This is a genomic window from Bacillus sp. FSL R12-0074 (genome assembly GCF_038005725.1).
In the GTDB taxonomy this organism is placed as follows: domain Bacteria; phylum Bacillota; class Bacilli; order Bacillales; family Bacillaceae_G; genus Bacillus_A; species Bacillus_A mycoides.
Map to the genome: position 1 here is coordinate 2,578,185 of NZ_JBBOTR010000001.1, position 25,636 is coordinate 2,603,820.

General features: G+C 33.6%; 15 protein-coding genes and 1 pseudogene. 10 read left to right on the top strand and 6 right to left on the bottom strand.

The genetic code is table 11. The annotated features are described in order from the left end of the window. Positions 1–10: 10 nt before the first annotated feature. Positions 11–7,021: an amino acid adenylation domain-containing protein gene (locus tag NSS97_RS13470; RefSeq protein ID WP_341112911.1), complete on the top strand. Its 7,011-nt coding sequence runs from the start codon at positions 11–13 to the stop codon at positions 7,019–7,021. 55 nt (positions 7,022–7,076) lie between these two features. After that, a complete protein-coding gene (locus NSS97_RS13475) occupies positions 7,077–8,531 on the top strand; it encodes an aminotransferase class I/II-fold pyridoxal phosphate-dependent enzyme (RefSeq protein WP_107886883.1) in 1,455 nt (484 codons plus the stop codon). 88 nt (positions 8,532–8,619) lie between these two features. Here NSS97_RS13475 and NSS97_RS13480 read toward each other — a convergent pair whose 3' ends face one another. Continuing rightward, positions 8,620–9,576, bottom strand: a complete 957-nt coding sequence (locus NSS97_RS13480; RefSeq protein ID WP_002127565.1) for an alpha/beta hydrolase — start codon at positions 9,574–9,576, stop codon at positions 8,620–8,622. A 648-nt stretch (positions 9,577–10,224) separates the two neighbouring features. Between NSS97_RS13480 and NSS97_RS13485 the strand changes: the two genes are divergently transcribed. Together NSS97_RS13485 and NSS97_RS13490 are read left to right on the top strand one after the other, a co-directional pair. After that, a complete protein-coding gene (locus NSS97_RS13485) occupies positions 10,225–10,521 on the top strand; it encodes a transposase (RefSeq protein WP_002135468.1) in 297 nt (98 codons plus the stop codon). 8 nt (positions 10,522–10,529) lie between these two features. Then, positions 10,530–11,411: an IS3 family transposase gene (locus NSS97_RS13490; RefSeq protein WP_341111275.1), complete on the top strand. Its 882-nt coding sequence runs from the start codon at positions 10,530–10,532 to the stop codon at positions 11,409–11,411. A gap of 318 nt (positions 11,412–11,729) precedes the next feature. On the opposite strand, the gene NSS97_RS13495 is transcribed toward NSS97_RS13490, so the two are convergent. Both NSS97_RS13495 and NSS97_RS13500 read right to left on the bottom strand, forming a co-directional pair. Then, the gene (locus tag NSS97_RS13495) at positions 11,730–12,731 is read right to left on the bottom strand and encodes an alpha/beta hydrolase family protein (RefSeq protein WP_107886882.1); all 1,002 of its coding nucleotides are present in this window, start codon (positions 12,729–12,731) and stop codon (positions 11,730–11,732) included. Positions 12,732–13,125: 394 nt separating this feature from the next. Next, complete coding sequence (locus NSS97_RS13500; RefSeq protein ID WP_002032325.1) at positions 13,126–13,587, bottom strand: GNAT family N-acetyltransferase; 462 nt, start codon at positions 13,585–13,587, stop codon at positions 13,126–13,128. A gap of 478 nt (positions 13,588–14,065) precedes the next feature. Between NSS97_RS13500 and NSS97_RS13505 the strand changes: the two genes are divergently transcribed. The 5 genes and pseudogenes from NSS97_RS13505 (at position 14,066) to NSS97_RS13525 (ending at position 20,390) form a co-directional block, all read left to right on the top strand. Then, positions 14,066–15,496 carry an FtsX-like permease family protein gene (locus NSS97_RS13505; protein WP_107886881.1) on the top strand — a complete coding sequence of 477 codons (1,431 nt, stop codon included), beginning with the start codon at positions 14,066–14,068 and terminating at the stop codon, positions 15,494–15,496. A gap of 11 nt (positions 15,497–15,507) precedes the next feature. Next, positions 15,508–16,185 carry an ABC transporter ATP-binding protein gene (locus tag NSS97_RS13510; RefSeq protein WP_000447830.1) on the top strand — a complete coding sequence of 226 codons (678 nt, stop codon included), beginning with the start codon at positions 15,508–15,510 and terminating at the stop codon, positions 16,183–16,185. Positions 16,186–16,627: 442 nt separating this feature from the next. Next, positions 16,628–17,707, top strand: a complete 1,080-nt coding sequence (locus tag NSS97_RS13515; protein ID WP_107886879.1) for an endospore germination permease — start codon at positions 16,628–16,630, stop codon at positions 17,705–17,707. A gap of 56 nt (positions 17,708–17,763) precedes the next feature. After that, complete coding sequence (locus NSS97_RS13520; protein ID WP_107886878.1) at positions 17,764–19,242, top strand: spore germination protein; 1,479 nt, start codon at positions 17,764–17,766, stop codon at positions 19,240–19,242. Beyond that, a pseudogene (locus NSS97_RS13525) lies at positions 19,229–20,390 on the top strand (Ger(x)C family spore germination protein). Before NSS97_RS13520 ends, NSS97_RS13525 begins: the two are co-directional and overlap by 14 nt. A 239-nt stretch (positions 20,391–20,629) precedes the next feature. Here the strand turns inward: NSS97_RS13525 and bla are convergent. Beyond that, a complete protein-coding gene (gene bla / locus NSS97_RS13530) occupies positions 20,630–21,565 on the bottom strand; it encodes a class A beta-lactamase (protein ID WP_341112917.1) in 936 nt (311 codons plus the stop codon). Positions 21,566–22,034: 469 nt separating this feature from the next. Here bla and NSS97_RS13535 point away from each other — a divergent pair, with 469 nt between their 5' ends. Next, the gene (locus NSS97_RS13535; RefSeq protein WP_107886916.1) at positions 22,035–23,327 is read left to right on the top strand and encodes a hypothetical protein; all 1,293 of its coding nucleotides are present in this window, start codon (positions 22,035–22,037) and stop codon (positions 23,325–23,327) included. Positions 23,328–23,384: 57 nt separating this feature from the next. Here the strand turns inward: NSS97_RS13535 and NSS97_RS13540 are convergent, their stop codons facing one another. After that, positions 23,385–24,857 carry an ATP-binding protein gene (locus NSS97_RS13540; protein ID WP_107886875.1) on the bottom strand — a complete coding sequence of 491 codons (1,473 nt, stop codon included), beginning with the start codon at positions 24,855–24,857 and terminating at the stop codon, positions 23,385–23,387. After that, positions 24,850–25,515, bottom strand: a complete 666-nt coding sequence (locus NSS97_RS13545; RefSeq protein ID WP_000800741.1) for a response regulator transcription factor — start codon at positions 25,513–25,515, stop codon at positions 24,850–24,852. The genes NSS97_RS13540 and NSS97_RS13545 overlap by 8 nt, the downstream gene beginning before the upstream one ends. Positions 25,516–25,636: the final 121 nt, after the last annotated feature.

The following is a 25,636-nucleotide window of genomic DNA, read 5'->3' on the forward strand; positions in this document are numbered from 1 at the left end:
AAAGATAAAAATGCACATTAAAGATCGAAGTTCGATTCATGAAGATAAAGGGGTAGAGGCTTTTTGGAAGGAGCAGTTATCTTCCGAGGTTCTCGATTTTTCTGTATTTAATAGCGGTTACCAACTAAATAAAGAAAATCCTTGCGAGCACGTTCAAGTCATAATGAATGTAGAGTTTAGTAAAAGTATACAAAAAGTAATTAAGTCTCAAGATTTATTATTATTTAGCTGGTTACAGGCCGCGTTAAGGATTTGTTTGGCACACTATACAGATCAAGAAAGGATTACTATTGGTATTCCTGTAATTGAAAAGAATATTGAACAAAGCGAGAATCTTAATAAGTTGATTCCTTTAGGAAGTGAAATCCATCCGCATCACAGCTTTAAACAAGTAGTAAATCAGATTGAACAAACGACTTTATTCGGGTATGACAATCAGAGTTATCCACTCTCTGAATTATTAGCGAAACACCATTTAACTCCTTTTCAAATTGTTATTGGGATGGAAGGATTACATAATAAAAATTCGATAGAAGAATATGCAGAGAATAATTTAGCCATCTGGATACAAAGAAAATGGAATGAAATACATAATGAATCTGAAATTCAAATTTCTTTCAAGTCTCATTCATTCTCTTCTTTGCAACAGTTTGCAAATTCATATCTTTATGTTTTAAAGCAAGTGTCAACAAATTCGAATTTGGCTGTGAAAGATATTTGTATCATTTCAGAAGAAGAGAAAGAGTTGCTAGAAGAATTGAATCAAGGTCAGGCGGACATAGAATTGTCTCAATCATTTCAAGATTTGTTTGAGGAACAAGTGTTAAAAACCCCAGATCAAATTGCTGTTGTTTGTAATGATCAATCTTTGACATATAGAGAATTGAATAAAAAAGCAAATCAATTGGCTTCTATTCTTCAAAGTAAGGGTGTTTCGAAAGAAAGTATTATTGGGGTTATGGTAGATCGGTCATTGGAAATGATCATTGGCATGGTGGGGATTTTAAAAGCAGGAGCAGCGTATTTACCAATCGATCCTAACTATCCAAATGAACGAATTGAATATATGTTACAAGATAGTCAAGCGAAATGTTTACTGAGCAAGCGAACAGAAGTAGAATTGCCGCAATTTGCGGGTGAAGTGCTGTATCTTGATGAGGAATATCTCTTCCAAGGTGAGGAAAGTAATTTAGTTCGAGAAAGTTATCCTAATGATTTAGCTTATGTTATTTACACATCGGGATCGACAGGGAATCCAAAAGGGGTAATGGTAGAACAGAAATCTCTTGTCCATTTTTTAAGTGTAATGAGAGAAAAAGTAAAAGATAATCAGTCATTCTTGTTTCTTGCTAGTGTTTCTTTTGATATCTCCTTGTTAGAAATATGTCTGCCTTTAACACAAGGTTCGAAAGTAGTTATTGCTACAGAGGATCAGTTCGCAACAAAAGAATTGGCTTATTTGGTCAAAGAACATAAGGTGGATTTATGGGAATCAACGCCATCGCGAATGGAAGTGATTTTGAGTGATCCAGAAGGGGCAAATTTTCTAAACGATTTAAAATCTATTTTGTTAGCAGGAGAAGCATTTTCCATTGATTTGGTTGAAAAAATTCGATGCATCAGTGAAGCGACAATTTTAAATATTTATGGTCCTACAGAAACAACCATTTGTGCAACAGTAAAAGATTTGAGCTCTGCCAAAGAAGTTACGATTGGAAGTCCCAACCCGAATTATCATTCCTACATATTGAATAAGTATGGTCAATTAAAACCATTTGGAATTCCGGGTGAACTCTGCATTGGTGGCGTGGCGGTAGCACGAGGGTATCTTGGGAAATCTAAACTGACAGATGAAAAGTTTGTACCGAGTCCTTTTACGGCAGGAGAAATGATGTATCATACGGGTGATCTCGTTCGTTGGTTGCCTAATGGAGAACTTGAATATCTAGGTCGAATGGATCATCAAGTGAAAATTCGGGGATATCGGATTGAATTAAGAGAAATCGAAAGCCAGTTAAGGGAATATCCAGAAATAAACCAAGCTATCGTTGTTGATCAAGTATATGGAAATAGGAAATTATTAGCTGCGTACTATGTATCGGATAATAAGGTCTCTTTTGATGAAATCAGAAAATATTTAAGTGATAAATTACCTGAGTTTATGATTCCTGAAAAAATGATTCAGGTGGAAGAGATTCCGTTGAATCCAAATGGGAAAGTAGATAGGAAAAGGTTATTAGATATAACACAAACAGATTATGTATCAATTCCATACGTTGCCCCGCGCAATGAAATTGAACAAAAATTGGTGCATGCATGGGAAAAAGTTATGGAGATTGAGGGAATCGGTATTCATGATAATTTTTTTGCTTTAAAAGGAGAATCGATTAAAGCACTTCAGGTAATTAATTTATTAAGAAAAGACTGCTTAAAAATAAGTACAACAGATTTTTTTAAGCATCCCACGATTGCTCAACTTAGTACTTGTGTAAAGTTAGAGCATAAAACGGAAAACTTTGAAAATAGACCAACCCATGTTAAAGATTTGTCTAAGCCATTTCCCTTAACAGAGGTTCAGACAGCGTACATGTTAGGACGGAATTCACAGTTTGAATTAAGTGGTATTTCACCTCAAACTTATTTTGAATATGAAACAGAATTGAATATCAATCGTCTTTCAAAAAGTTTTCAAAAGGTAATTCAACGTCATCCGATGTTACGAGCTGTAATTTTACCAGAGGGAGAACAGCAAATATTACAAAGCGTTCCTGATTACGAGATTGAAATAGTAAGTCTCATAGATTTAGATGATAGGAATCAAAATGCTCGCTTACAAGAAGAACGTTCTCGAATGACTAATCATGTATTTCCTTTAGGGCAATGGCCTTTGTTTGAATTAAAAGCCTTTCTTTTAAAAGAAGACACGTATTTATTATGTTTTCGATACGATGCTTTATTAATGGACGGAGCAAGCATGAACATCGTTGGACAGGATTTGTTTCATTATTATTATAAACCAGAGCAAAGGTTAGAACCTCTATCTTTTGATTTTCAAGATTACATGTTTATCTATGATGAACTGGAACAAAGTACAGAATATAAAACAGCAAAAGATTATTGGACAAGTAAGCTTCCTGACTTTCCGTTTGCGCCTTCTTTGCTGTTAAAAAAGGATCCAGCAGAGATTGCTACTCCTAAGTTCCAATCACTTAATAAGATCCTGGACAATGAAATATGGACAAAGCTACGAAAGTTAGCACAAGAGAAAGAAGTAACTCCTTCGGCTCTGCTTTGTACAATATATGGTGATGTATTGGCATATTGGAGTAATCAACGTCGATTGGCAATTAATTTGACTGTATTTAACCGTTATCCTGTTCATGAAGAAGTAGAGCAAATTGTGGGAGATTTCACTTCACTCATCTTGTTGGATGTTGATGTGAATCCAGATCAATCTTTCTTTACTAGAGTAAAAGAAACGCAATCTACTTTATTAGATGGTCTCGAACATCGCCATTACGATGGAGTTAATTTCATTCGAGATTTTACTCGATATCATCAAATGACGCCAAAAGCAGTTATGCCAATTGTTTTCACCTCGATGCTAGCAGGTGCGGGGGCTTTTGCTTGGGAACAACTTGGTTCACTTCGCCATATTCATGCTCGGACTCCACAAGTGTATTTGGATAATGTGGTAATTGAAAAAAATGGAGAGTTATTAATTAGCTGGAACTATGTTGAAGAATTGTTTGATGTTGATGTGATAGAAGCGATGTTTCACCAATTTGTTGACTTATTGGAACAATTAGTGAAACAAAGTGACGTAACATCTTTGCAGATGAAAGAGTTAGACCATGCTTTAATTGAGCAATACAATGAGACAACAGAAAAAATACCGTCGACTACTTTATATCAATTATTTACAGACCAAGTAAAACGTACACCGGATGAAGTAGCAGTAGTTTTTGAACAAGACTACTTAACATACTCGGAGCTTCATAAGCGCTCCAATCAAGTTGCGCACTTTTTAAAAGAACAAGGAATTGGTCTAGGTGACAAGGTTGGTCTTTTAGCACAAAGACGAGTTGACACAATTGCTAATATGATAGGTATTTTAAAAGCAGGTGCCGCTTATGTTCCGATTGATCCCGACCATCCTTCAGATCGCCAAACATATATTTTAGAAAATAGCTCATGCAAACTTTTATTAGAACCTAGTCTTTATGCAGAAAACCACTTGTCATTATACACAACAAAAGATATGCCTGCTATTGCTGGTCCGGAAGATCTTGCCTATATTATCTACACTTCAGGAAGTACAGGGAAACCGAAAGGAGTAATTATTACTCACCAAGCGGTTGCAAATACCATTCAAGATATTAATCAAAAATATCAGGTAAATGAAGATGATCGTATTATTGGTATTTCTTCTATGTGTTTTGACTTATCTGTATACGATATTTTCGGAACGTTAAGCACAGGTGCAATGTTGGTAATGATTCGTGACCCAAGGGACATGCAAGAATTAATCCGTACTGTCGAACGTAGAGGAATTACAATTTGGAATACAGTACCTGCAATTATGGATTTGGCATTAGATCAAGTAGGTTCTCATTTTGAACATTCTTCCTTGCGTTTAGTTTTACATAGTGGAGATTGGATTCCACTTTCTTTACCAGAAAAAATAAAACGACATTTTCCGATTGTGGAAGTAGTTTCACTCGGAGGAGCAACAGAAGCATCGATTTGGTCAATTTATTATCCGGTCAAACAGGTGGAATCGCATTGGAAGAGTATTCCATACGGGATACCTTTGGCAAACCAAACGTATTATGTGTTGAACTATGAAAAGAAAATGTGCCCTGTTGGTGTAATTGGAGATTTATATATCGGGGGAGTGGGCCTTGCTAAAGGATATTTAAATGATGAACAGAAAACAAATGAAGCATTTGTATCACATCCTGATTTTGGTCTTATTTACAAGACAGGAGACTGTGGAAAAATGCATCCTGAGGGATATATTGAATTTTTAGGCCGCCAAGATTATCAAGTCAAAATTCAAGGGTATCGAGTAGAGTTAGAAGAAATCGCCCATTGTCTTCTCACTTACAAACAAGTCGAACATGCAGTAGTGATTGATCAGACAGATGAGTATGGTATAAAATTTTTAGTCGCATATGTGGTAACTGAGAAAAATATTAGCACAACAGAACTTCGAAAGCATTTGCGAGATCACTTGCCAGATTACATGATTCCTTCTTATTTTGTTTATTTGGAACAATTGCCCTTGACTCCAAACGGGAAATTAGATAGAAAAGCGCTCCCTACTCCGGAGAAACAAACAAATGAAGTATTTATTGCTCCAAAAACGGAAATGGAAAAAATATTAACTAGTGTTTGGCAAGAAGTACTCAAAGTAAATCGGATTGGAGTAAATGATCATTTCTTTGCCTTAGGTGGAGATTCGATAAAAGCGATTCAAGTTTCCGTCAGACTGTATAGACAAGGATTTGAGCTGGAGCCAAAAAATTTATTTTCATTTCCTATATTAGGAGACATGGTTCAATTTGTTAAAAAGCTTGATCATCTTCCAAATTCACAAACAAGTGATGTAAACAAAATGAACGATAATAAAGTTACATTACTAAATGTTAAAGATAAACAACTTAATCAACATACACTTATCAAAATACAAGAAAAAATGCCAGAAATAAAAATAGAACGTATTTACCCATTGGCACCTTTCCAGGAAGTTATTTATGAACATGCTGCGACTGAACCTGATACAAATGCATATTTCGAACAAACAATTTGGGCACTTGAGGGGGAGCTGGATATTAATCTCTTTATTCAGTGTTTCCAACAATTAGTTGATCGTCATGATTCTTTAAGAACGATAATTGTGCAAGATGAACAAGCACAACCTTGGCAAGCTGTTCTACATGATGTTCAAATGATTTCAGAGATAAAAAACTTGATTGAGATGACGAAACAAGAACAGCAAGAATTCCTAGACCAGTGGATGAATGAAAATTTAAGTCAAGGATTCAAAAATGATGAACTCATGACCCGTCTCTGTATATTCCAACTAGAAAATAACGAGCATAAGGTGGTTTGGAGTTCCCATCATCTATTATGTGATGGTTGGAGCGTCAGCATTTTGATAGACGAATTATTCCAGCTCTATGAAACAATAAATGCGGGAACTACGGCAGAGTTACCTATGGTGAAACCTTTTGAGACATTCATAGATTGGACTGTAGCACGAGATCATGAGAAAGCACGTCATTTTTGGCGGGATTATTTATCAGGATACAATCGGAAAATTAGTATTCCTAAAAAGAAAGTACCAACTCAAAGTGAAGGGTTAAATTTCACATTTATGGATTTAACATTAGATAAGGATTTGACTAATCAGTTACAGACATTTGTAACTAAAAACAATATAACTATGAATTCGGCATTACTAGCTGTATGGGGAATATTGCTTGGCAAATACAACGGAATGAGAGAAGTAGTATTACCTAATCTAGTATCAGTCAGACCTCCCGAAGTAGAAGGGATTGAAAATATGTTCGGTCTGTTCACAAATGTTTTGCCTATCCGACTAGCATGGACAGAAACGCAATCTTTTGTGGACTTCCTGCAAAAAGTACAACTAGAAACATTGAAATGTAATGAGTATGCATACTATTCATTTGTTGATATACAAAAACAAAGTGAATTAAAAACTGAGTTGACTGACCATCTTTGGGTTTTTGAAAACTATCCGACTAACTCAGCTATCTTTTCTTCAAATGAAAACAGAAATTTTGCCATCACAGATTACGAAGTTGTTGATGAGCCTCATGTAAAGTATGGAATTATGTGCTTCCCTGAAGAGAAACTTACAATAAAGTTTGGATATGATCAAACCGTATATGAAGCGGAGAAAATACAGGAAATATTGAATCACATCCATCAGTTAATCAACATGATTCTTCAAAATCCAATACAGGCAATCGGTGATTACAAATTATAAAAAATGAAAAGGCGAGCAAGAACTCGCCTTTTTAAATAGAATAGGAGTAAACCAAATGACAAAAAACTTGCAGTTATCAGCCGAAGAGATGCGTCAGTTAGGATATCAAGCGGTGGACTTGATTGTTGATCATATGAATCATTTAAAAAGTAAACCAGTTTCGGAAACGATTGATAGTAATATTTTTAGAGACGAGCTAATTGAAACGATTCCAGAAAACGGATCCAATCCAAAAGAGTTACTTCATTTTCTTAATAACAATGTGTTTAATCAAATTACTCATGTGGATCATCCTCATTTTATGGCTTTTGTGCCAGGTCCTAATAATTATGTTGGTGTAATAGCAGATTTTTTAGCAAGTGGGTTTAATGTATTTCCTACAGCTTGGATAGTAGGTGCAGGTGCTGAACAAATTGAATTAACGACAATCAACTGGTTAAAATCAATGCTAGGATTCCCTGATTCAGCTGAAGGGTTATTTGTCAGTGGCGGTTCCATGGCTAATTTGACTGCACTTACTGTAGCGAGACAGGTCAAGCTGAATAATGACATAGAAAATGCGGTTGTGTATTTTTCTAACCAAACTCATTTTTCTGTAGATCGAGCACTTAAAGTATTAGGTTTTAAACATCATCAAATTTGCCGAATTGAAACAGATGAAGATTTAAGAATTTCAGTTAGTACTTTAAGAAAGCAAATAAAAGAAGATCGATTAAAAGGGAAAAAACCATTTTGTGTTATTGCTAATGCAGGGACAACGAATTGCGGAGCGGTGGACTCCCTCGATGAATTGGCTGATCTATGTGGTGATGAAGATGTATGGCTACACGCGGATGGTGCTTATGGGGCTGCAGCAATTCTCAGTGAAAAAGGAAGGGAGGTGTTAAGAGGAATTCATCGTGCTGATTCTTTGACGTTAGACCCGCATAAATGGCTTTTTCAGCCTTATGATGTTGGTTGTGTACTCATTCGCAATAGCCAATATTTAAGTAAAACGTTCCGTATGATCCCAGAGTATATTAAGGATACGGAAACTAATATAGAAGAAAAAGTGAATTTTGGGGAGCGTGGAATTGAACTTTCTCGTAGATTTAGGGCATTAAAGGTATGGCTTTCTTTTAAAGCATTTGGAGTCACAGCTTTTCGTGAGGCAATAGATCATGGCATTATGTTGGCTGAACAAGTTGAAGAGTTTTTAAGGAAAGAAAAAGATTGGGAAGTAGTAACACCTGCCCAATTAGGAATTGTTACTTTTCGTTATATTCCTTGTAAGCGAACGTCTACAGAAACAATTCATGAAATAAACAAAAAACTGGTGGAAGAAATTAATCAAAGAGGATTTACTATGCTAAGTACGACTAAATTAAAAGAAAAAGTAGTAATCCGACTTTGCTCTATCAACCCGAGGACAACATTAGAAGAAATAATTCAAATCATGATGAGCATTAAGGCGTTGGCAGAGGAAATAAACACATCGCCTAAACATCTTATATCTGTTTCTCAACCTTGATATATTAGGTGGATTTTACATATTAATAGCCGATTCTAAATGAGAATCGGCTATTATACTATTTACGAGTGTTTTTCTTGTAAAGGGATTAAGCCTCAACCTTAGAGACTCTTTTGAAACCAGTCTTTACTGCTTGTACCATTTCGTTTACAGCGTAAATAGATACATCGGCATTTGGATTTAACCCTTCAAACCAGTGATAGGCATTTGGATATAAATGAAACTCGACATCAACACCAGCTTGCGCTAGTTTGCTTACATAGGTTAATGTTTCACTGCGGAATGGATCTAATTGACCAACAAATGTGTAAGTATATGGTAAATCACTATAATCCTCTGCTCGAGAAGGCGCTGCATAGACAGGGATTTGATCTGTTCCATACATTTCTCCTAAATACATTTTCCAACCAGCTTCATTTGCCTTTTGATTCCAAACAAATCCTTCTTTAATTTCATTCGCTGAAGGTGTATTATTTCGGTCATCAATCATTGGATAGAGTGGCATCTGTAAACAAATTGAAGGATATTTTCGATCTCGGGCTAATAATGATAATGCTGCTGTTAGTCCACCTCCAGCGCTTACTCCTGCAACCCCAATTCGATTCGAATCAATGTTTAATGACTTCGCATTATCAGCAATCCATTTTAAAGCTGAATAACAATCCTCAATTGGTGCTGGGTAAGGGTGTTCAGGTGCTAAGCGGTAGTCTACAGACACGACCACACAGCCAGCTTCTTTTGCAAACCTCATACAAGTATCATCGTTATCATCTATAGACCCTAAGATATAACCACCACCATGTATCCATAATAAGACAGGTAAAGGCTCATTATTTGATTTTGGACGATAAATTCTTAATGGTAACGGATTATCATCAGGTCCAACAATGACTTCATCTGTTAATGAAAGGGATTCATCAACAACGGTAGGTGGTCTCATTTGAGCTATTCCTTCTCTGATTGATTGCAAGTTTTCCGGGTGTAAATCGAGATTTGGAAACATCTCTAACCCTTGTAATAACTCTGGATTTACTCTTGTTTTCATTTTAGCACCTCTATTTGTAATTGTTTTCGAATAAATGAAGTGTATTCTAAGTAGTTTAATTGTGAAAAAATATCACAATTAAATTGTAAATTGGATATGCGACAACAGTCAACAGAATATTCGGAAATTAAAACCTTTCTCAAGAAGGAGTTTCACGCAACCAATAATACAAGTAGTGGATTTAGGAGCAAAGTGTTTTCATGTCGTTGTATTTATGTACACTTAGTTTTCTAATTAAACCAAGTGATAATCCTTTTTATTTTAATGACATATTGCAAGTGATACCTATTCGAATTCATACTCGGAAAGAATTAATACATTTTCATTCCTTAATATATAATTCAGGGAAATACTCATGGGCAGGCATTAATATAGGAGAACAGTACAAATTAAAATAACTGTTTAAAAAAATTCCTTTTATTTGGCTAGAAAAGGAGTAGATTCTTTTTTCTTATCTAGACTCATGAAGAAGTATGAAAATCAGAATTTATAATTCAAAAGCCAGCTTAAAGTAATTGCAATAATTACTTTGGATAGTAATCTTAAAAAAATATAAAAAAGAGAAGAACTCACCAATGATATGATCCCCTTATAGTAGACAGGAAAAAGAAAGCACATTAACCTGTTTACTATGGAGGGGATTTTTTTATGGGAAAAATTAGAGTTACTTACGATGTAGAATTTAAGAAACAAGCTATAGATTTATACTTAAAAGAAGGCATGAGTTATAAAACCATTGCGAAAGAATTAGGTATTCATCACTCGGTTGTAAGTCGTTGGGTGAAACACTTTGAAGCTGAAGGAATCAAAGGACTAGAAGAAAAACGCGGTAAAGCGAAAGGACCAGGTTTAGGTAGACCAAGGGTTAGACCCGAAGATCCAGAAGCTAAGATCAGACGATTAGAAGCGGAAAATGAAATGTTAAAAAAGCTCTTAGGGATGTAAAAGGAGGAATGAAAGTCGTATCCAAAACGAAAAAATTCGAAGTCATCCATGAAATGACAAAAACAGGTTATACAGTGACTATTCTATGCGATATTGCTGGTGTAACCAGAAGTGGGTACTACAAATGGATAAAACGGCATACGACGCCTTCAAAAAAACAATCAGAGGATATCGAAATTAAGAAAAAGATATTGGCGTGTCATAAAAAATTAAGAGGAATTTATGGATATAGAAGAATACAAGTGTGGCTGAAAGCCACATATAACCTTTATTTGAATCATAAGCGCATCCAAAGATTGATGAGTGAACTAGGTATCAAAGCCGTAATTAGGAAAAAACGACCTTATTACGGAAAAAAAGAAGCTTATGTGATTTCAGAGAACCATCTAAATAGGGAGTTTCAAGCTTCAAAACCGAATGAGAAATGGGTAACCGATATTACCTATTTGATTTTCAATGGACAGCGCTTGTACTTATCCGCTATTAAGGATTTATACAATAATGAAATTGTTGCCTATGAAACCAGTCGTAGAAACGACTTGAAACTTGTGTTAGATACACTGAAAAAGGCAAAGAAAAAACGAAATGTGAAGGGAATTCTCTTACATAGTGATCAAGGGTCCCAGTATACATCTCGTCAATATAATCAATTACTTAAAAAATATCAGATGAAGGCAAGTATGTCTCGAAGAGGCAACTGTTGGGATAATGCTTGTATGGAAAACTTCTTCAGTCACTTTAAGGCAGAGTGTTTTCATTTACACTCCTTCCATAAAGCGAATGAGGTCAAACTTGCCGTGCGTAAATATATGCACTTTTATAATCATCAAAGATTTCAAAAGAAATTAAATAACCTGAGTCCATATAAATATAGAACTCAGGTTGCTTAGTTGCGCTTTTTAAATACTGTCTACTTGACAGGGGTCACTGCACAAGGTTCTTCTCTTTTTTATATGTAATTAGGGTTTCCATAACTGTAGATATGGATGGTGTAAATTAATGGATGAATAATTTACTCTTAAAATTATAACAGAACAATTAAAGATTTTTATATGTAATATTGCATATAAAGGGTAAACAACAATAATTTCTTTTTATAAAAATAAGCCCCTGGTGAAAATGATGAGTAACCCTTTTCCATATGAAATGAACTTGGTATAAAATGAAAGATTACAAGTATAAGATTCTATACTTAGTAATCCCTCACTTTAAGGTATGTCTTTGGGGAAGTGTGAGGAGTTCAATCGATTCTGAATAAAATTGATAGTATCAGTTGCAATTTTTTTACGTTTAAGAACAATCCCGGCATGTCCACATGTATAAATATATCTTGTAGGTCTTTCCCAGGATTCCCACAAATAGTCCGTATCCTCAGAGTGCACATATAGATCGTGCTTACCTGAAATTAATAAAATATTTTCTTTTTTTACTTTTGGTAACGCTTGACTCGGTTCAGTGATTTTCCAATAAGCTATTAAATCATCATACGTAACACCATGATGTTCCAAATCTTCTCTAATAAATTTACCTGGATTTGTCTTCCAAATTGAATAAGAGAGTCGATTCGCGTAGAAAATGGATGCTAACACATCAATTTCTGGTTCAACAAGAGATGTTAAGTTAGTAATAACTCCACCTAAACTGATTCCTATTAAAATCAAGGGACCATTTTTATTTTCTTTAATCCATTTGATCAAAGTTCGTAAATCAGCTACCGCTTGTCTAGTTGCTTCTACAGTTCGTTCAATATTGGCACTTACCATGTACTCTCCACTGTATAGGGATTGGTTCGGTTTTCTGTCAAAATGATATGGTAAAGTGAAATAATACATATTCCACTTCAAGTTGGTCATATGGTCGTGGAATATTTTTTTTACACGTTCGTTAGAATCCATTCTCCAACCGTGAACAAAGATGACATGAGGTGCATCTTCATTTTTATGTAAAAATAATTCCCCAGTGACAGAATCGTTGCGTGAATCACCAGATTGAACCGAGCTTTTATATTTGAATTGTCCAACCATGTATTCCTTTTCTTGTTTTAAATGCTTAATGTTAAAATGAATATGAGATGGTTTTACTTTATAAAAAAATTCTATGTCCTTTATATATAGTGAGGTGTTAGAAAGAGAAGTATACTGAAACTTTACACTTCTTTTTGTGTGCAAATCATACAAGGCGTATCGATCAATGAGTTTTGAAAAAATCAAATTAACCTCCTCCAAAATACATATCGTCTAAAAGATGGACAAAATTTATGCTGTAAATTAATTGTAAAATATTCTCTTTTCCTAATAGTAGATGCTTGAATTATAAAACAGGTGGGGAATTTATATATTATATTATAAAGCTATCAATAAAATAAAACTATAAATATCTTTTACAAAAACCTAAAAAGCAAGTTAATATTCTCATTCATAAAAGAGAACATTAACTTGCTTATTTTCGTATCAAAAGGTACACCTTTTGAAGTGACGTAATTTATATGAAAGACAATGTGTCAATTTGTATATTTAATACAGTGATAGTTACCATAATTTTCGAAGCCTATAGTTAATTAACCTTACAATATACGTCTTTTTGGTATATAAATAGCTATATTCATTAGAGAAAGAGTTTTAATCCTTCATGAGAATCTTTAAAACCTAATTTCTTATAAAAGTGTAAAGCTTCTTGTCGTTCTTTATCTGTTGTTAACTGTACTAAATGACATCCCCGTAATTTAGCACGTTGAATAGCCCATTTAATAAGTTTACTTCCTATACCTTTACCACGTTTTGATGAGGCCGTCCGTACACCCTCAATTGTAGCTCTCCAACCCCCTTGACGTACAATGTAAGGCGTAAATGTAATTTGTTGAATACCGACAATCTCCGTCCCATCACACGCTACAATCAACTCGTTATTTGGATCACAATCAATAGCATGAAATGCTCTTATATAACTATCAGGGAGTGGTGTTTCATAGCGCTCTCTTTTATTTCCTAAAACATCATCAGCAAGCATTTTTACAATTTCATCTAAATCATCTGCCGTTGCAATCCTAAATGTTATAGTTTCTGTCACTATCAAAAAACCTCCTTAATGTATGCACTTGTTACTTTTATTTTACTTGTTTAAATACAAAAGGTTAAATTATAAAATATTATGAGCCTCTATAACTTTTTCTTATAGATAGCATAAAAGCCTAACTTATAAAATTATAAGTTAGGCTTTTTAACACAATATTATTATTAGAGAATCCGACCAACTTCAATAAACCTCCATATTCTTTAATGAATTTTCATATTTAACAAGCACACATATAACCATCCAAATAGGGTGGTTTTTATTTGTTGTATAGAAATTACGTAATAAGCATGGATTTGTATGCTCTCATGCAATGCTATCTAAAGCCATATTTGCACATATTCCGGTTTTTCTTGACCAGGTCAATGAATAACTACACATAAACTCCTTATATCTCTAGATAAACTACCGATTAGCTCCATATAGACTCTAGATAACCTATATAGAATACAAGTTATCAAGGAGGTAAGAAAAAATGAACTTTATGAAACGAGCAATTCTCAGTATGAAAAAAAGAGTAGGAACATCATTAATTTTGATGGCAGTTTTCCTAATTGTTACAAATTTAGTGTTGGCAGGATTCACAATCCAAAATGCATCAAAAAAAGCTGCTGATGCAGCAAGAAAAAAACTCGGTGCAGATGTTACTTTAAGTCTTGATTTTGACAAATTAGGTCAACAAGCTAGGGAAACTGGAGAGATGCCTAATCCACCGAAGCTTAATACAAAAGAAGCAGATCAATTAGCGAAGTCAAAGTATGTAAAAGACTATAATTACATAACTAGCACTCTCGGAATTTCTGACGGACTTAAACTAGTAGGAGCTTCAGAAGGAGAAGAAGAAGGAAAAGGTAAGGCGGGAATGGCGGCTGTACGAGGCGGTTCAGGCTCCGGTACAGAAATAGATATGAATTCTTCTTTTATGATTGAGGGAGTTCGCAAAACTGCATTACAAGAAAGCTTTAAGAATGGAAAAAGTAAAATCATTGATGGGAAACCAATTACAGAACAGATAAAAGATCAGAATGTAGCTTTAATGGAAAAACGATTAGCGGAATTAAACAACTTGAAAGTAGGAGACAAAGTTAAAGTGCAATCAGGGGATAAGAAGGAAACCCTGGAGGTTGAAATTATCGGTATTTACGAAACGAATGAGCAAGCAATGGGGCAACAAGCTCCTCCTATAATGGATCCAGCTAATAAACTATATATGCCGCATTCAACTATGAAAAAATTAGAAATAGATCAAGGTATAAGTAGCATTCAAGTCGTGTATTTCTTGAAAGATCCACAAAACATTGAAGCATTTAAAGAAGAAGCAAAAAAATCTGATATTGATTTTAATTATTATAAATTAGATGCACATGATTCGTTGTACAAACAAATGATTGGGCCTATCGAAAATATCTCATCTACTTCTCAAATGATTATTTATATTGTATCAATTGCAGGTGCGATTATTTTAGGGTTAATCATTATGTTATCGATTAAAGCACGTCGTAAGGAAATGGGGATTCTATTGTCCATTGGAGAGAAAAAGTGGAAACTGATGGCGCAGTTCGTAGTAGAAGTAGTATGTATCGCTATTTTAGCATTTGGATTATCCATAACGACAGGAGCAAAAATTTCTCAATTCATAGGGAATAATTTACTTTCGAGTGAAATTGCTACAGCAGGAGAAGAAACAAACACCCCACAAAATGGAACTGTAATGGTAGCTGGACCTGGTGGAACTGTACAAAATCAAAAAGAGGATCCAATTGATAAAATTAATGTAAGTGTAACTGGAGAAGATGTAGGGAAAATGGGGGGGATTGGACTAGCTATTGCTATATTAGCAACGCTTCTTCCAGCATTATCTATTCTACGCCTGAATCCAAAACAAATTCTTTTAAAAGATGAATAAGGAGGCTCGATATGGAGACGATTTTACAATTTAAAAACTTAGATTATTATTATGAAAGTAACGGAAAAAAAGTAGCGATACTAGAAAATGTTAACTTTTCTTTTCAAAAAGGACATTTCTACACGATTCTAGGACCATCCGGATCTGGTAAAACCACTACGCTTAGCTTAGGTTGTGGGCTAGATATACCTAAAAATGGTTATGTACTATTTAATGGAAAGGATATTCGAAAAATTGGTTTGGATCGGTACCGTAATCAAAATGTATCGGTAATTTTCCAATCTTATAATTTGATTACCTATATGACTGCTCTTCAAAATGTCTTAACAGCAATGGAAATTACAGGTGTTAAAGTGCAAAATAAAACGGCAAGGGCATTAGAATTATTAGAGAAAGTAGGACTTACAGAAGTAGAAGCGAAACGAAATGTTCTGCAACTAAGTGGCGGGCAACAGCAGCGTGTTGCAATCGCTCGAGCGTTATCTTGTAATGTTGATTTACTGATTGCGGATGAGCCGACAGGAAACCTCGACGAAGAAACGGCAATGGATATAATAGAACTGTTTCAAGAACTTGCACATAAAGAAAATAAATGTATTATTGTTGTGACGCACTCACAGGAAGTTGCTAAAAAATCAGACCGTGCAGTCTATTTAAGTAAGAAGAAGTTGGTAGTAAACGAAATTTAATATAAACACCCTAGTTTTTTAATTCACATAATTTTCGAAATTAGTTTCTTCAAATATTTATATTTGATATACAATATAACTAAGCCATAATCAAAATGGTCTCCCTGTATTGAATGTTAAGATAGTTTGTTATTCCCTTTTTAACAACTTTTGAAAAAGAACTTGTAGTATATTCTACAGGTTCTTTTTGTTATGATCGGTTTACTATATCATTGAAGAATTGCATATAAAAAACGGGACAGTATTTAGGGTGTATGATCTAAATACTGTCCCGTTTAATTATTTATCTGTAAAAAGGAACTAGCTTACATCTCATGTGATAGATTTTATAAATAAGAGCGTTTAATTGTCCATGGCTCTAAGCACTAACCATTTGGAATAAAGATGCAATGTATCAGTTATACTATGTAATATTTATTCATTACAAAATATGGTGGTATGTATGACTAAGCAAACAATTACTTTATTTCAAGTTTCTATGATACTCATTGGTAGTATTGGGATAATTAATCATGTCATTATGATTCCTATGTTATTAGATACCTCGGGTAGAGATTCGTGGATCTCTATCATATTAGTAAGCATTATATACTTGATTTGGATTTCATTAATATTCATCATATATAGAAACATAAAAAATGAACACTTGTTTTCGTGGTTAAAAAATAATTTTGGGAAACTCAGTGTATATCCAATCATATTTATAGTTGTGATTTATTTAATAACAATTGGTGTCGTTGCACTAAAAGAAACATTAACTTTTTTCTCTTTTTATTTACCAGAAACACCTCACTTTGTATTAGGAATACTTTTTTCAATGATTTGTCTCTATAATGCTACAAGAGGAATTCAATCTATTGCACTTACAACAGGTGTTTTGTTACCTATTGTATTTCTACTTGGTTTTTTTGTAATGTTTGCAAATATTCCGCATAAAGATTATTCTTTACTTCAGCCAATGATGGAAAATGGAATGAAGCCAGTATTTAAGGGAATGGTTTATCCTGCAGCAGGATTTTTAGAGTTAATTTTTATTCTTTTCTTACAGCATCACATTTGTTCAAAAGTCAAATTATATCAACTGATCGCTTTGGGAATGGTTATTATCGGTATCACAATAGGCCCAGTTATGGCAGCTATTATAGAATTTGGACCTTTCGTAGCAGCAAACCAACGATATCCAGCATTTGAAGAATGGAGGCTTGTGTCAATAGGAAGGTATATTGAAAATTTAGACTTTCTCTCCGTGTATCAGTGGCTTGTAGGGATCTTTATTCGTCTATCACTTGTTGTTTTTCTTATACCAGATTTGTTATCAATTACAAATCGAAAAACGAGAAATGGGATTATGTTTGCAATACTTTCATGTATTTTATTAATAAGTATACTACCCATCAGTGACTCTAGTTTCTATTGGTTTGTATCTCAAATTATTTTACCAGTTTCAGCTTTAGGGCTATTTTTGTTTTCTATCTTACTAATAGTGTTTGTATGGGTTGCTAAATTTAAGAAAAGCTCTTAAAAGAGTATGGGGATGTATTTTATATAAGGTTGCTGAGTTTGAAGGAGACAACGTAGATGAACAAACGAGTAGAAATAAATGAGAAGATAATACTAGAGTGGTTTGAAGGATGCAATGATGTAAAAGTAATAAAGCGTGAATTGGATGAGAAAGAAAAAAGGAATTCAGTATTGTTTATGTATTGTCAAAACTTAATTGACAATACAAAATTAAAACAAGCCACATCATCCCATGTTTGCAAAGAGCTTTCAAGTAATTCAATAGAAGAGTTTAACCTCTCAACATTAATTCCCCAGTTATCAGTAAAGAAATTAGATATGGTAAATTCGAATGAAACTATCTCTCAGATTATATTTGAAGGTAACCTCCTTATTATTTTTGAAGAATCTAAACATGGATATATAGTTGATATTGCCCAAATACCTACCAGATCGGTTGAACAAACAAATACAGAGATGACCATTCGTGGTGGACGTGATGGATTTGTTGAAGAGTTAAACACAAATATAGGATTAATTAGAAAAAGACTAAAAACGAGTTCTCTTAGTTATGAAGAATTTATTATTGGAGAAAGAACACAAACTAAAGTAGCACTCCTGTATTTAAAAGATGTCGCATCCCAAGATATCATTAATCAAGTTCGATTAAAATTAAGACAAATTAAAATAGACGGGGTTGTTTCAAGTGCACAAATTGAAGAGTTAATCACAAACAATCAATTTAGTGTATTTCCTTTAGTTGAATATACAGGGCGCCCTGATTATGCTGTGAATTGTTTGCTATATGGGCGTTTTATTTTACTGGTTGAAGGGTCACCAACAGCGACAATTGCACCAGTTACATTTCCTTTTTTTGTGAATACATCTGAAGATCAAGATCTTTTCTACATATTCGGTAGCTTTGTACGACTTGTAAGTCTTTTGGGGATAGCAATTTCTATATTTCTTCCAGGAATTTGGATAGCACTAATTACATATCATCCAGATCAGATTCCCTATACGTTGCTAGCTACATTAAGCTTATCAAGAGAAGGGATTCCTTTTCCAGCTCCTTTAGAGGGGCTAATTATGATGACCTTATTTGAAATTTTGAGACAAGCAGGATTGCGTGTTCCTGCCGTATTCGGTCAAACATTATCTGTTGTAGGGGGATTAATTATTGGACAAGCTGCTATTAGTGCAGGAATTGTTTCAGCATCTATGGTCATTATAATAGCAATCTCGGTTGTTTCGACATTTGCTTTAACTAATCAGTCAGTAACAGGAATAATAAGTATATTGCGGTATGTAGTATTCTTAGTATCTTCTTTATTAGGCATAGTAGGATTTATCTTTTGTGTCCTTGTGATGGTGATACATGTAGTAAATTTACGCTCTTTTGGAGTTCCATTCTTTACACCATATTCACCCCCTGTGTTTAAAAGTATGCTAGCAGCCACATTTAGACTTCCTTTCACGTATATGAAAAAAAGACCTAAAGAATTGCATACGCAAGATAATACAAGGAAAAGAGAGAGTACCGATGAAGAAAAATAAAAGAATAGTTATATTTCTTTTTATGATGTGTACGTTTCTAACAGGGTGTTGGGATCAAAGAGAGTTGCATCACGTTTTGTATATAAATAGTCTAGGTATCGATTTTAAAGATAATAACTATATCATCCGTCCGCAATTTATTAATTTTTCTAACATAGCTAAACAAGAAGGGAGCACTACCCGTAATTATAGCCAGGCCTATATCGGAAAGGGAAAAGGCCCCATTTTAGATGAGGCAGCATTTGATTTTTATAAGGGTGCTCAACAAGAAATCTCATGGGAGCATCTCAAAACAATTGTTGTAACAGAGAGATTTCTAAAACATGGTGACTTAAATCAATTTAATGATTTTTTTTTCTCGTTTTTTTCAATTTCGAGATACTATGTGGATATTTGGAACTAAGGAGCCTTTAGAAAATATATTAGCGAACAATAATATATTAAATATTTCTCAATTATATACAATCATTAATTTACCAAAAGAGATAACCAAGCAATATACAATAATAGATCCTTTACCTTTATATAAATTCCAAAGAAATTATTATGAACCTGGGATGACAACTCGCATTCCATTCTTATCTACGACTAAAACATATTGGAAAAAAGGACATACATCATTTCCAATGTTAAAATTTAGTGGTTATGGTTTTATAAACGATAAATCCTATATAAATCATTTAAACAGCCATGATATTGCTGGGGTTCGATGGACGGATGAAAATACTAAACGAGCTCCATTACTATTAAAATTTAACAAGAAAATCATTGGACATATAGTATTAAAAAATCCAAAGATAGATACAAAGCATGTTATTAAAAATGGAAAATTACGTATGCTTATGAACATCCATTTCGATGCTGATATTTTTCAATTAATAAATTCTATGCCTGTAAATGATATTAAAAAAATTGCAGAGGACCAAGTTGAAAAAGAAATTAAAAAAACGTACCGAAAAGGAATCGAAAGAGGGATTGACACGTATCAGTTATCACATTCCTTATATCGGCAGAATTCTAAATTGTGGAAACAGTATAAAAAAGAGGGGGGGATATCCCTTCAAAATAAAGAATTAGATTTAAATGTCTCGATTAATATAGCTACAAATGGAAAATCTAAAAATATGCGTAATATGATTGAGCATTAGAATGGTTGAAGATGAAAGGAAACGTAAAATATTAACTCTAAATAGGAGATTCGAACTTGAAAGACCACTACGATGTGGCGTCGTCTTCTTTAGGAATGGGATGAGAGTTCGATTAGGAGAAGAGGGAGGCTTTTGCCTCCTTCTTTGCCTGAAAACACGCTTACATTTCTTAGCGTTTAGATAAGTACAAGTATTTAAAACTATATGTGCCGTAAAGTAGGAGCAGCTTAAATTCATTACTATGATTTATTTGTTACTTTTAAAGCGTCTAACACTATTTTAGTTGCATTTGCAATAAGTTTATCATCGTATTTCGCATCTTCTTTCGCATGATTAGAAAGTATCGCAAGAATAATTGGCTTTTTATTTGGTGGCCAAATGATTGCAATATCATTCCTTGTTCCATAAGACCCAGAGCCGGTCTTATCGGCTACTTCCCATTCTCCTGGAACTCCAGCACGAATTAAGTTGTCCCCCGTAGTATTTCTTTTCATCAAATCTATTAAAAAGTTCCGTTTCTCAATGGAAAGTATATCGCCTAGCGCGTATGCTTGAAGACTAGTAGCTAATGCCTTTGGGGTACTAGTATCACGAGTGTCTCCTGGCTGCACTTCGTTTAATTCTGGTTCAAAACGTTCAGGATTTGTGACAGTATCTCCTATTTCTCTCAGTGATTTTTTGAATTCACTTGGCCCACCTAATTGTTTAAGAATAAGATTTTGTGCAGTATTATCACTATATCGAATGGAAGCATCGGCAAGCTCTTTCAGAGTCATACCTGTATCTACATATTTTTCAGTAATTGGATTGTAATTCACAAGATCTTTGCTAGTATACTTAATTCTTTGATCTAAATCTTCTATTGATTTCTTTTGTAACAGTGCTCCAACAGCAAGGGCTTTGTGGGTAGATGCGTATGCAAACCGTTCATCTGAACGATAAGTAACAGTTTGATTCGTACCTGTGTCCAATGCATAAATACCAAGTTTAGCATCATATTCTTTTTCAAGCTTTACAAAAGAATGATTGCCTGTATTTTCTTGTTTGGTTTGTTTCGGTGGTTCGTATTGAATATTACTATTGGAACAGCCTATAAGCGTTGCACATGAAAGTAATACTACAGGGAGCATCTTTTTATAATGTGCGATGTGAAAAAACTTCTTTGAAACTAGCATACATTTTCAACCTCTTTCAAGAATATATGGATTTTGTTTAGGTATTTTACATACCGATACAATTAACAAATGTACCAGATAGCACTCATCTTGTGTTTCTTGCATTACAAAATGAGAGAACTACCAAAAGCACCTTTTTTATACGTAATAGACAATCTAAGTAACACATTTGTTCCATTTATGATTAAGGTTTTGAATATATCCATTAATTTTATTTATAAGAATCACAAAATCCACCTTTTTTGCACGCCACTTAATTTAATGTGGATTTAGATTGAGTTTACCTCGTAATGGGAATTTCAATTGGATTGCGCATATATAACAACCTCGTTCCGGACAGAATAAGTAATAACAACTACTGATTTCATTTTAAGTGAGGTGTTATACGATACATACGACAAAGCAAAAAAGACTTGTGGTGCAAAGTATAACTACATTTAGTCTACTAATAACGACTATCTTTACACCCATGCTTATTTACATTGTTTATGGATTACAGATTTCGAAAGGCTTTGAGGGATACTGGCCATCAATCTTGTTTTATACAACTTATATGACGGGTGTGTTTATCTGGATACCTATTGTGAATAAGGCTGGGATTCACCGCTCTTTATATTGGACTGTTTCTATTCTGATAGTATCATTACTTAGTGTTACTTTCTTTGGATGGAGTTCAAGATGGCTAGAAATAAGTGCGTTATTTTCTGGTTTTGCAGTTAGTACAATTTCTACCATGACGAGTACTTTATTGTTTCTACATGTGGAAGGCGGGGGAAAGGTTTATAATAAAAATCAACAAGCGATTATTATTGGTATCGTTTTTCTTTTACTAATAATCGTATTGTTAGCGATTAATTTTTTATCGCCGCCGCTGATAACATGCATATATGGGATTTGTTTAATCAGTATCCTTTTTGCTATAAAAAAAATGCCGAGAACAGAGTTAGCCAGAGGGCTTTTACCTATCTCTATCGTATCGGTTGTAGGAAAGTTTCTTTTTGTCTCAATGCTTATTCTTTTGATTCGAACAAGTCGTAACATAAATAATGAACAATATATTTTTTATTTTTTTCTACTTTCTATAGCGCTTATTTGTTTCATGTTTTTGAGTTTGTTGAAAGGAAAGTTCTTTCATAAACTTTCATCTTCTTTACCAATCCGCTTAAAGGCAGAATCATTTTTACTTGGATTAGGAAATGGATATTTATTTTTGATGGGTATTTTTTATAGTTTTACTTTCTATAACATGTTAACCTGTATTTTCATTGTAGTTGGACCATACCTATTAGGGATTTTGATGTCCATATTTTTAGATATCAAAGCTGCTAAGAAAGTTAATCCAATCCATTTATTTTTAGTAAGTACTTTAATCATGATATTCGGGTTTTATTCTCCAATATTTATAGTCCTTAGCGTTACATTTGGGAGCTATGCCATTAATAGTATTCCTTCTCAAAATAATATGAAAGTATATATGGTGAATGCTACACATAGAGAGCTTTCTTTACTCATTTACACAACATGGAGAAATATGGGGAATATATTTTTACAATTTTTTATATTGATTGTGATTGTGGGAGTAGGGGTGTTTTACGATGTCGAATGGTCGCAACTTTTCCAAACAATTGTTGGGAAGGGTCAAATGCAGATTGAAGGGTTATCCGTACAACGATTGATGTTTATGTTAGCAATTTGCTGTTGGCTTGGCATGGTGGGCTTAGGTATGTGGATTGGTAAAAAAGCTAATCCCAATATTGCTTAAAAAGTAACTCGAAAAATATCAATACTAAAACTACAAAAAACAAACAAACTCGTCCTACTAAGAGGGGAGTTTGTTTGTTTTTTGTTTAGATAATGGAATGTTCATGCAAAATTGTACACTATGTTCCATATTTTTTAAAGAATATTTTATATCTAGCGTTTCAAGAATTTGTTTAACAATATATAGCCCCAAACCACTTCCTCCAGTATTTCGATTCCTTGATTTTTCAATTCGATAAAATGGTTTGAAAATTTGTTGTATATCCTCTTCTTTAATATTGACACCTGTATTCATAATTTGCATTTTGAGTTGACCTTGTTTAGAATCCTCACTTAACTTTATATAGACTTTTTCATTATGTGGTGAATACATAACCGCATTATGGATAATATTTTTACATGCTTTTTCAAAAAGAACACGATCTGTATAAACAGAAAGATCAGAATCAATTTCTTTTATTATTTGGATGCTTTTTTGAGAAGCAAAAAATTCGAGATCTTTTGTGATTGTATCTATTAACTTCGAAAGATTAACTTCTTCTACTTTTAGTTTAAAGGTGTGTTGTTCTAATTTCGACATGCTTAAAATTTCACGAACTAATTGTTCCATACTTTCAATAATTTGATGATTTTTCTTTAAATATTGATCACGATTTTGATAAGGGCCAATATTGTATATCATCCCTTCTAAGTATCCTTTCATTACAGTAAGAGGGGTCTTTAATTCATGTGCTACAATCGCAAAAAACTCTCTGCGTTTTGTTTCTATTTCTCGTTCTTTTTCAATATCATTTTTTAATTGTTGATTTGCTTTTTTTAAATCAAACATAGCTTGTTGTAAGTTAATAGACATGTCATTCAAACTATTAGATAATTCTCCTAACTCATCTGTAGAGCGAACCTCAATTTTTTCGGAGAAATCTAAATTTGCCATCTTTTGTGCACCTTCATTAATATAAATAAGTGGTTTTGTAATAAACCTGGAATAGAAATAAGCACTCCCTACACCAATTACGAGTACAATGATACTAATATAGGGGAGAAAGCGTACTAAAACCTGTGAAGCTTCATCAATTGGTTGAAATGTAGCAAAGACTATAAGTGTTAAACTACCATCTTGAAATTGAATTGGTTGCGTAAGGTTATATGAATTGCTAAGGGTACCTGCATTCTCGAACCGTGTGGCTCTAGTAACTACTGTTGTTTGCGAACCATTTTGAGTAAAAGAAAATGAAGGAGAGTATTTAATTATTCCCTCATTATTTTGAAGATAAAGCATCGCATTATTTTTTTTTGCATATTCATCAAAAAGTGGTATCGCATCTTGAAACGTAAGATCTTTAGATTTATCAATGATTTCTTTTATCCCTGTTTGAAGTTGATCTGTTTTGTATTGCTCATAAAACGTAGGGAGAAAGAAGTATAAAGTTAAATAAATCAATACTGCAAAGGATAACAAAATGAGAGAGGTAGTCATAAAGAGTTTATAAGTAATTTGCTTCATCTTCATGATTTTCACAATACTATTCATCAATTTTATAACCAATACCCTTTATTGTCTTAATATAAGGGATAGCTAACTTTTTACGTAGGTTTTTAATATGTGTATCAATTATTCGTGTTTCTCCAAAATAATCGTACCCCCAAACTTTTTCTACGATATTTTCTCTTGTGAGTACTTTTCTCTCATTTTGAAATAGTAGTTGTAGAATTTCAAACTCTTTTGTCGTTAATAAAATTTCAACGTCATTTACATATACTCTATATGCATCAACATCGATACGCACCTCTTTAAATACCAAATGATTATTTACATTTTTATCATAACTTCTTCTAAGTACCGCTTCGACTCGTCTAATCAAAACATGAAACGAAAAGGGTTTTGTTATATAATCATCGATTCCAAGATCGAACCCTTTCATTTGATCTTCCTCTTCTTCCAATGCAGTTAGCATAATAATTGGTACGTTTGACTGACTTCGAATCATCTTGGATACTTCAAATCCATTAAGATTGGGCATCATTACATCTAGAAGAATTAAATCAAAGGATTGCTTATTAAATTGTGTCATACCCTCTAATCCATCTGATGCAACTACAACTGTATACTGTTGTGTCATTAAAAATTGTTTAATTAATTCCTGAATTTCTTGATCGTCTTCTACCACGAGAATATGATAGTTTTTCATAATATCACCTCTGGTAGTCATTATAGCCTTACTATCTGGAGTTTATGTGGAGATAAATTAGGAGATTCCACAAGACGATTATTGTGTTAGCTCCACGTTCAATAAAATGAACATTAATATT

Coding starts and splice junctions, on each gene's coding strand:
- NSS97_RS13470 (WP_341112911.1), top strand. CDS start 11: ATGCACATTAAAGATCGAAGTTCGATTCATGAAGATAAAGGGGTAGAG.
- NSS97_RS13475 (WP_107886883.1), top strand. CDS start 7,077: ATGACAAAAAACTTGCAGTTATCAGCCGAAGAGATGCGTCAGTTAGGA.
- NSS97_RS13480 (WP_002127565.1), bottom strand. CDS start 9,576: ATGAAAACAAGAGTAAATCCAGAGTTATTACAAGGGTTAGAGATGTTT.
- NSS97_RS13485 (WP_002135468.1), top strand. CDS start 10,225: ATGGGAAAAATTAGAGTTACTTACGATGTAGAATTTAAGAAACAAGCT.
- NSS97_RS13490 (WP_341111275.1), top strand. CDS start 10,530: ATGAAAGTCGTATCCAAAACGAAAAAATTCGAAGTCATCCATGAAATG.
- NSS97_RS13505 (WP_107886881.1), top strand. CDS start 14,066: ATGAACTTTATGAAACGAGCAATTCTCAGTATGAAAAAAAGAGTAGGA.
- NSS97_RS13510 (WP_000447830.1), top strand. CDS start 15,508: ATGGAGACGATTTTACAATTTAAAAACTTAGATTATTATTATGAAAGT.
- NSS97_RS13515 (WP_107886879.1), top strand. CDS start 16,628: ATGACTAAGCAAACAATTACTTTATTTCAAGTTTCTATGATACTCATT.
- NSS97_RS13520 (WP_107886878.1), top strand. CDS start 17,764: ATGAACAAACGAGTAGAAATAAATGAGAAGATAATACTAGAGTGGTTT.
- bla (WP_341112917.1), bottom strand. CDS start 21,565: ATGCTAGTTTCAAAGAAGTTTTTTCACATCGCACATTATAAAAAGATG.
- NSS97_RS13535 (WP_107886916.1), top strand. CDS start 22,035: ATGCTTATTTACATTGTTTATGGATTACAGATTTCGAAAGGCTTTGAG.
- NSS97_RS13540 (WP_107886875.1), bottom strand. CDS start 24,857: ATGAATAGTATTGTGAAAATCATGAAGATGAAGCAAATTACTTATAAA.
- NSS97_RS13545 (WP_000800741.1), bottom strand. CDS start 25,515: ATGAAAAACTATCATATTCTCGTGGTAGAAGACGATCAAGAAATTCAG.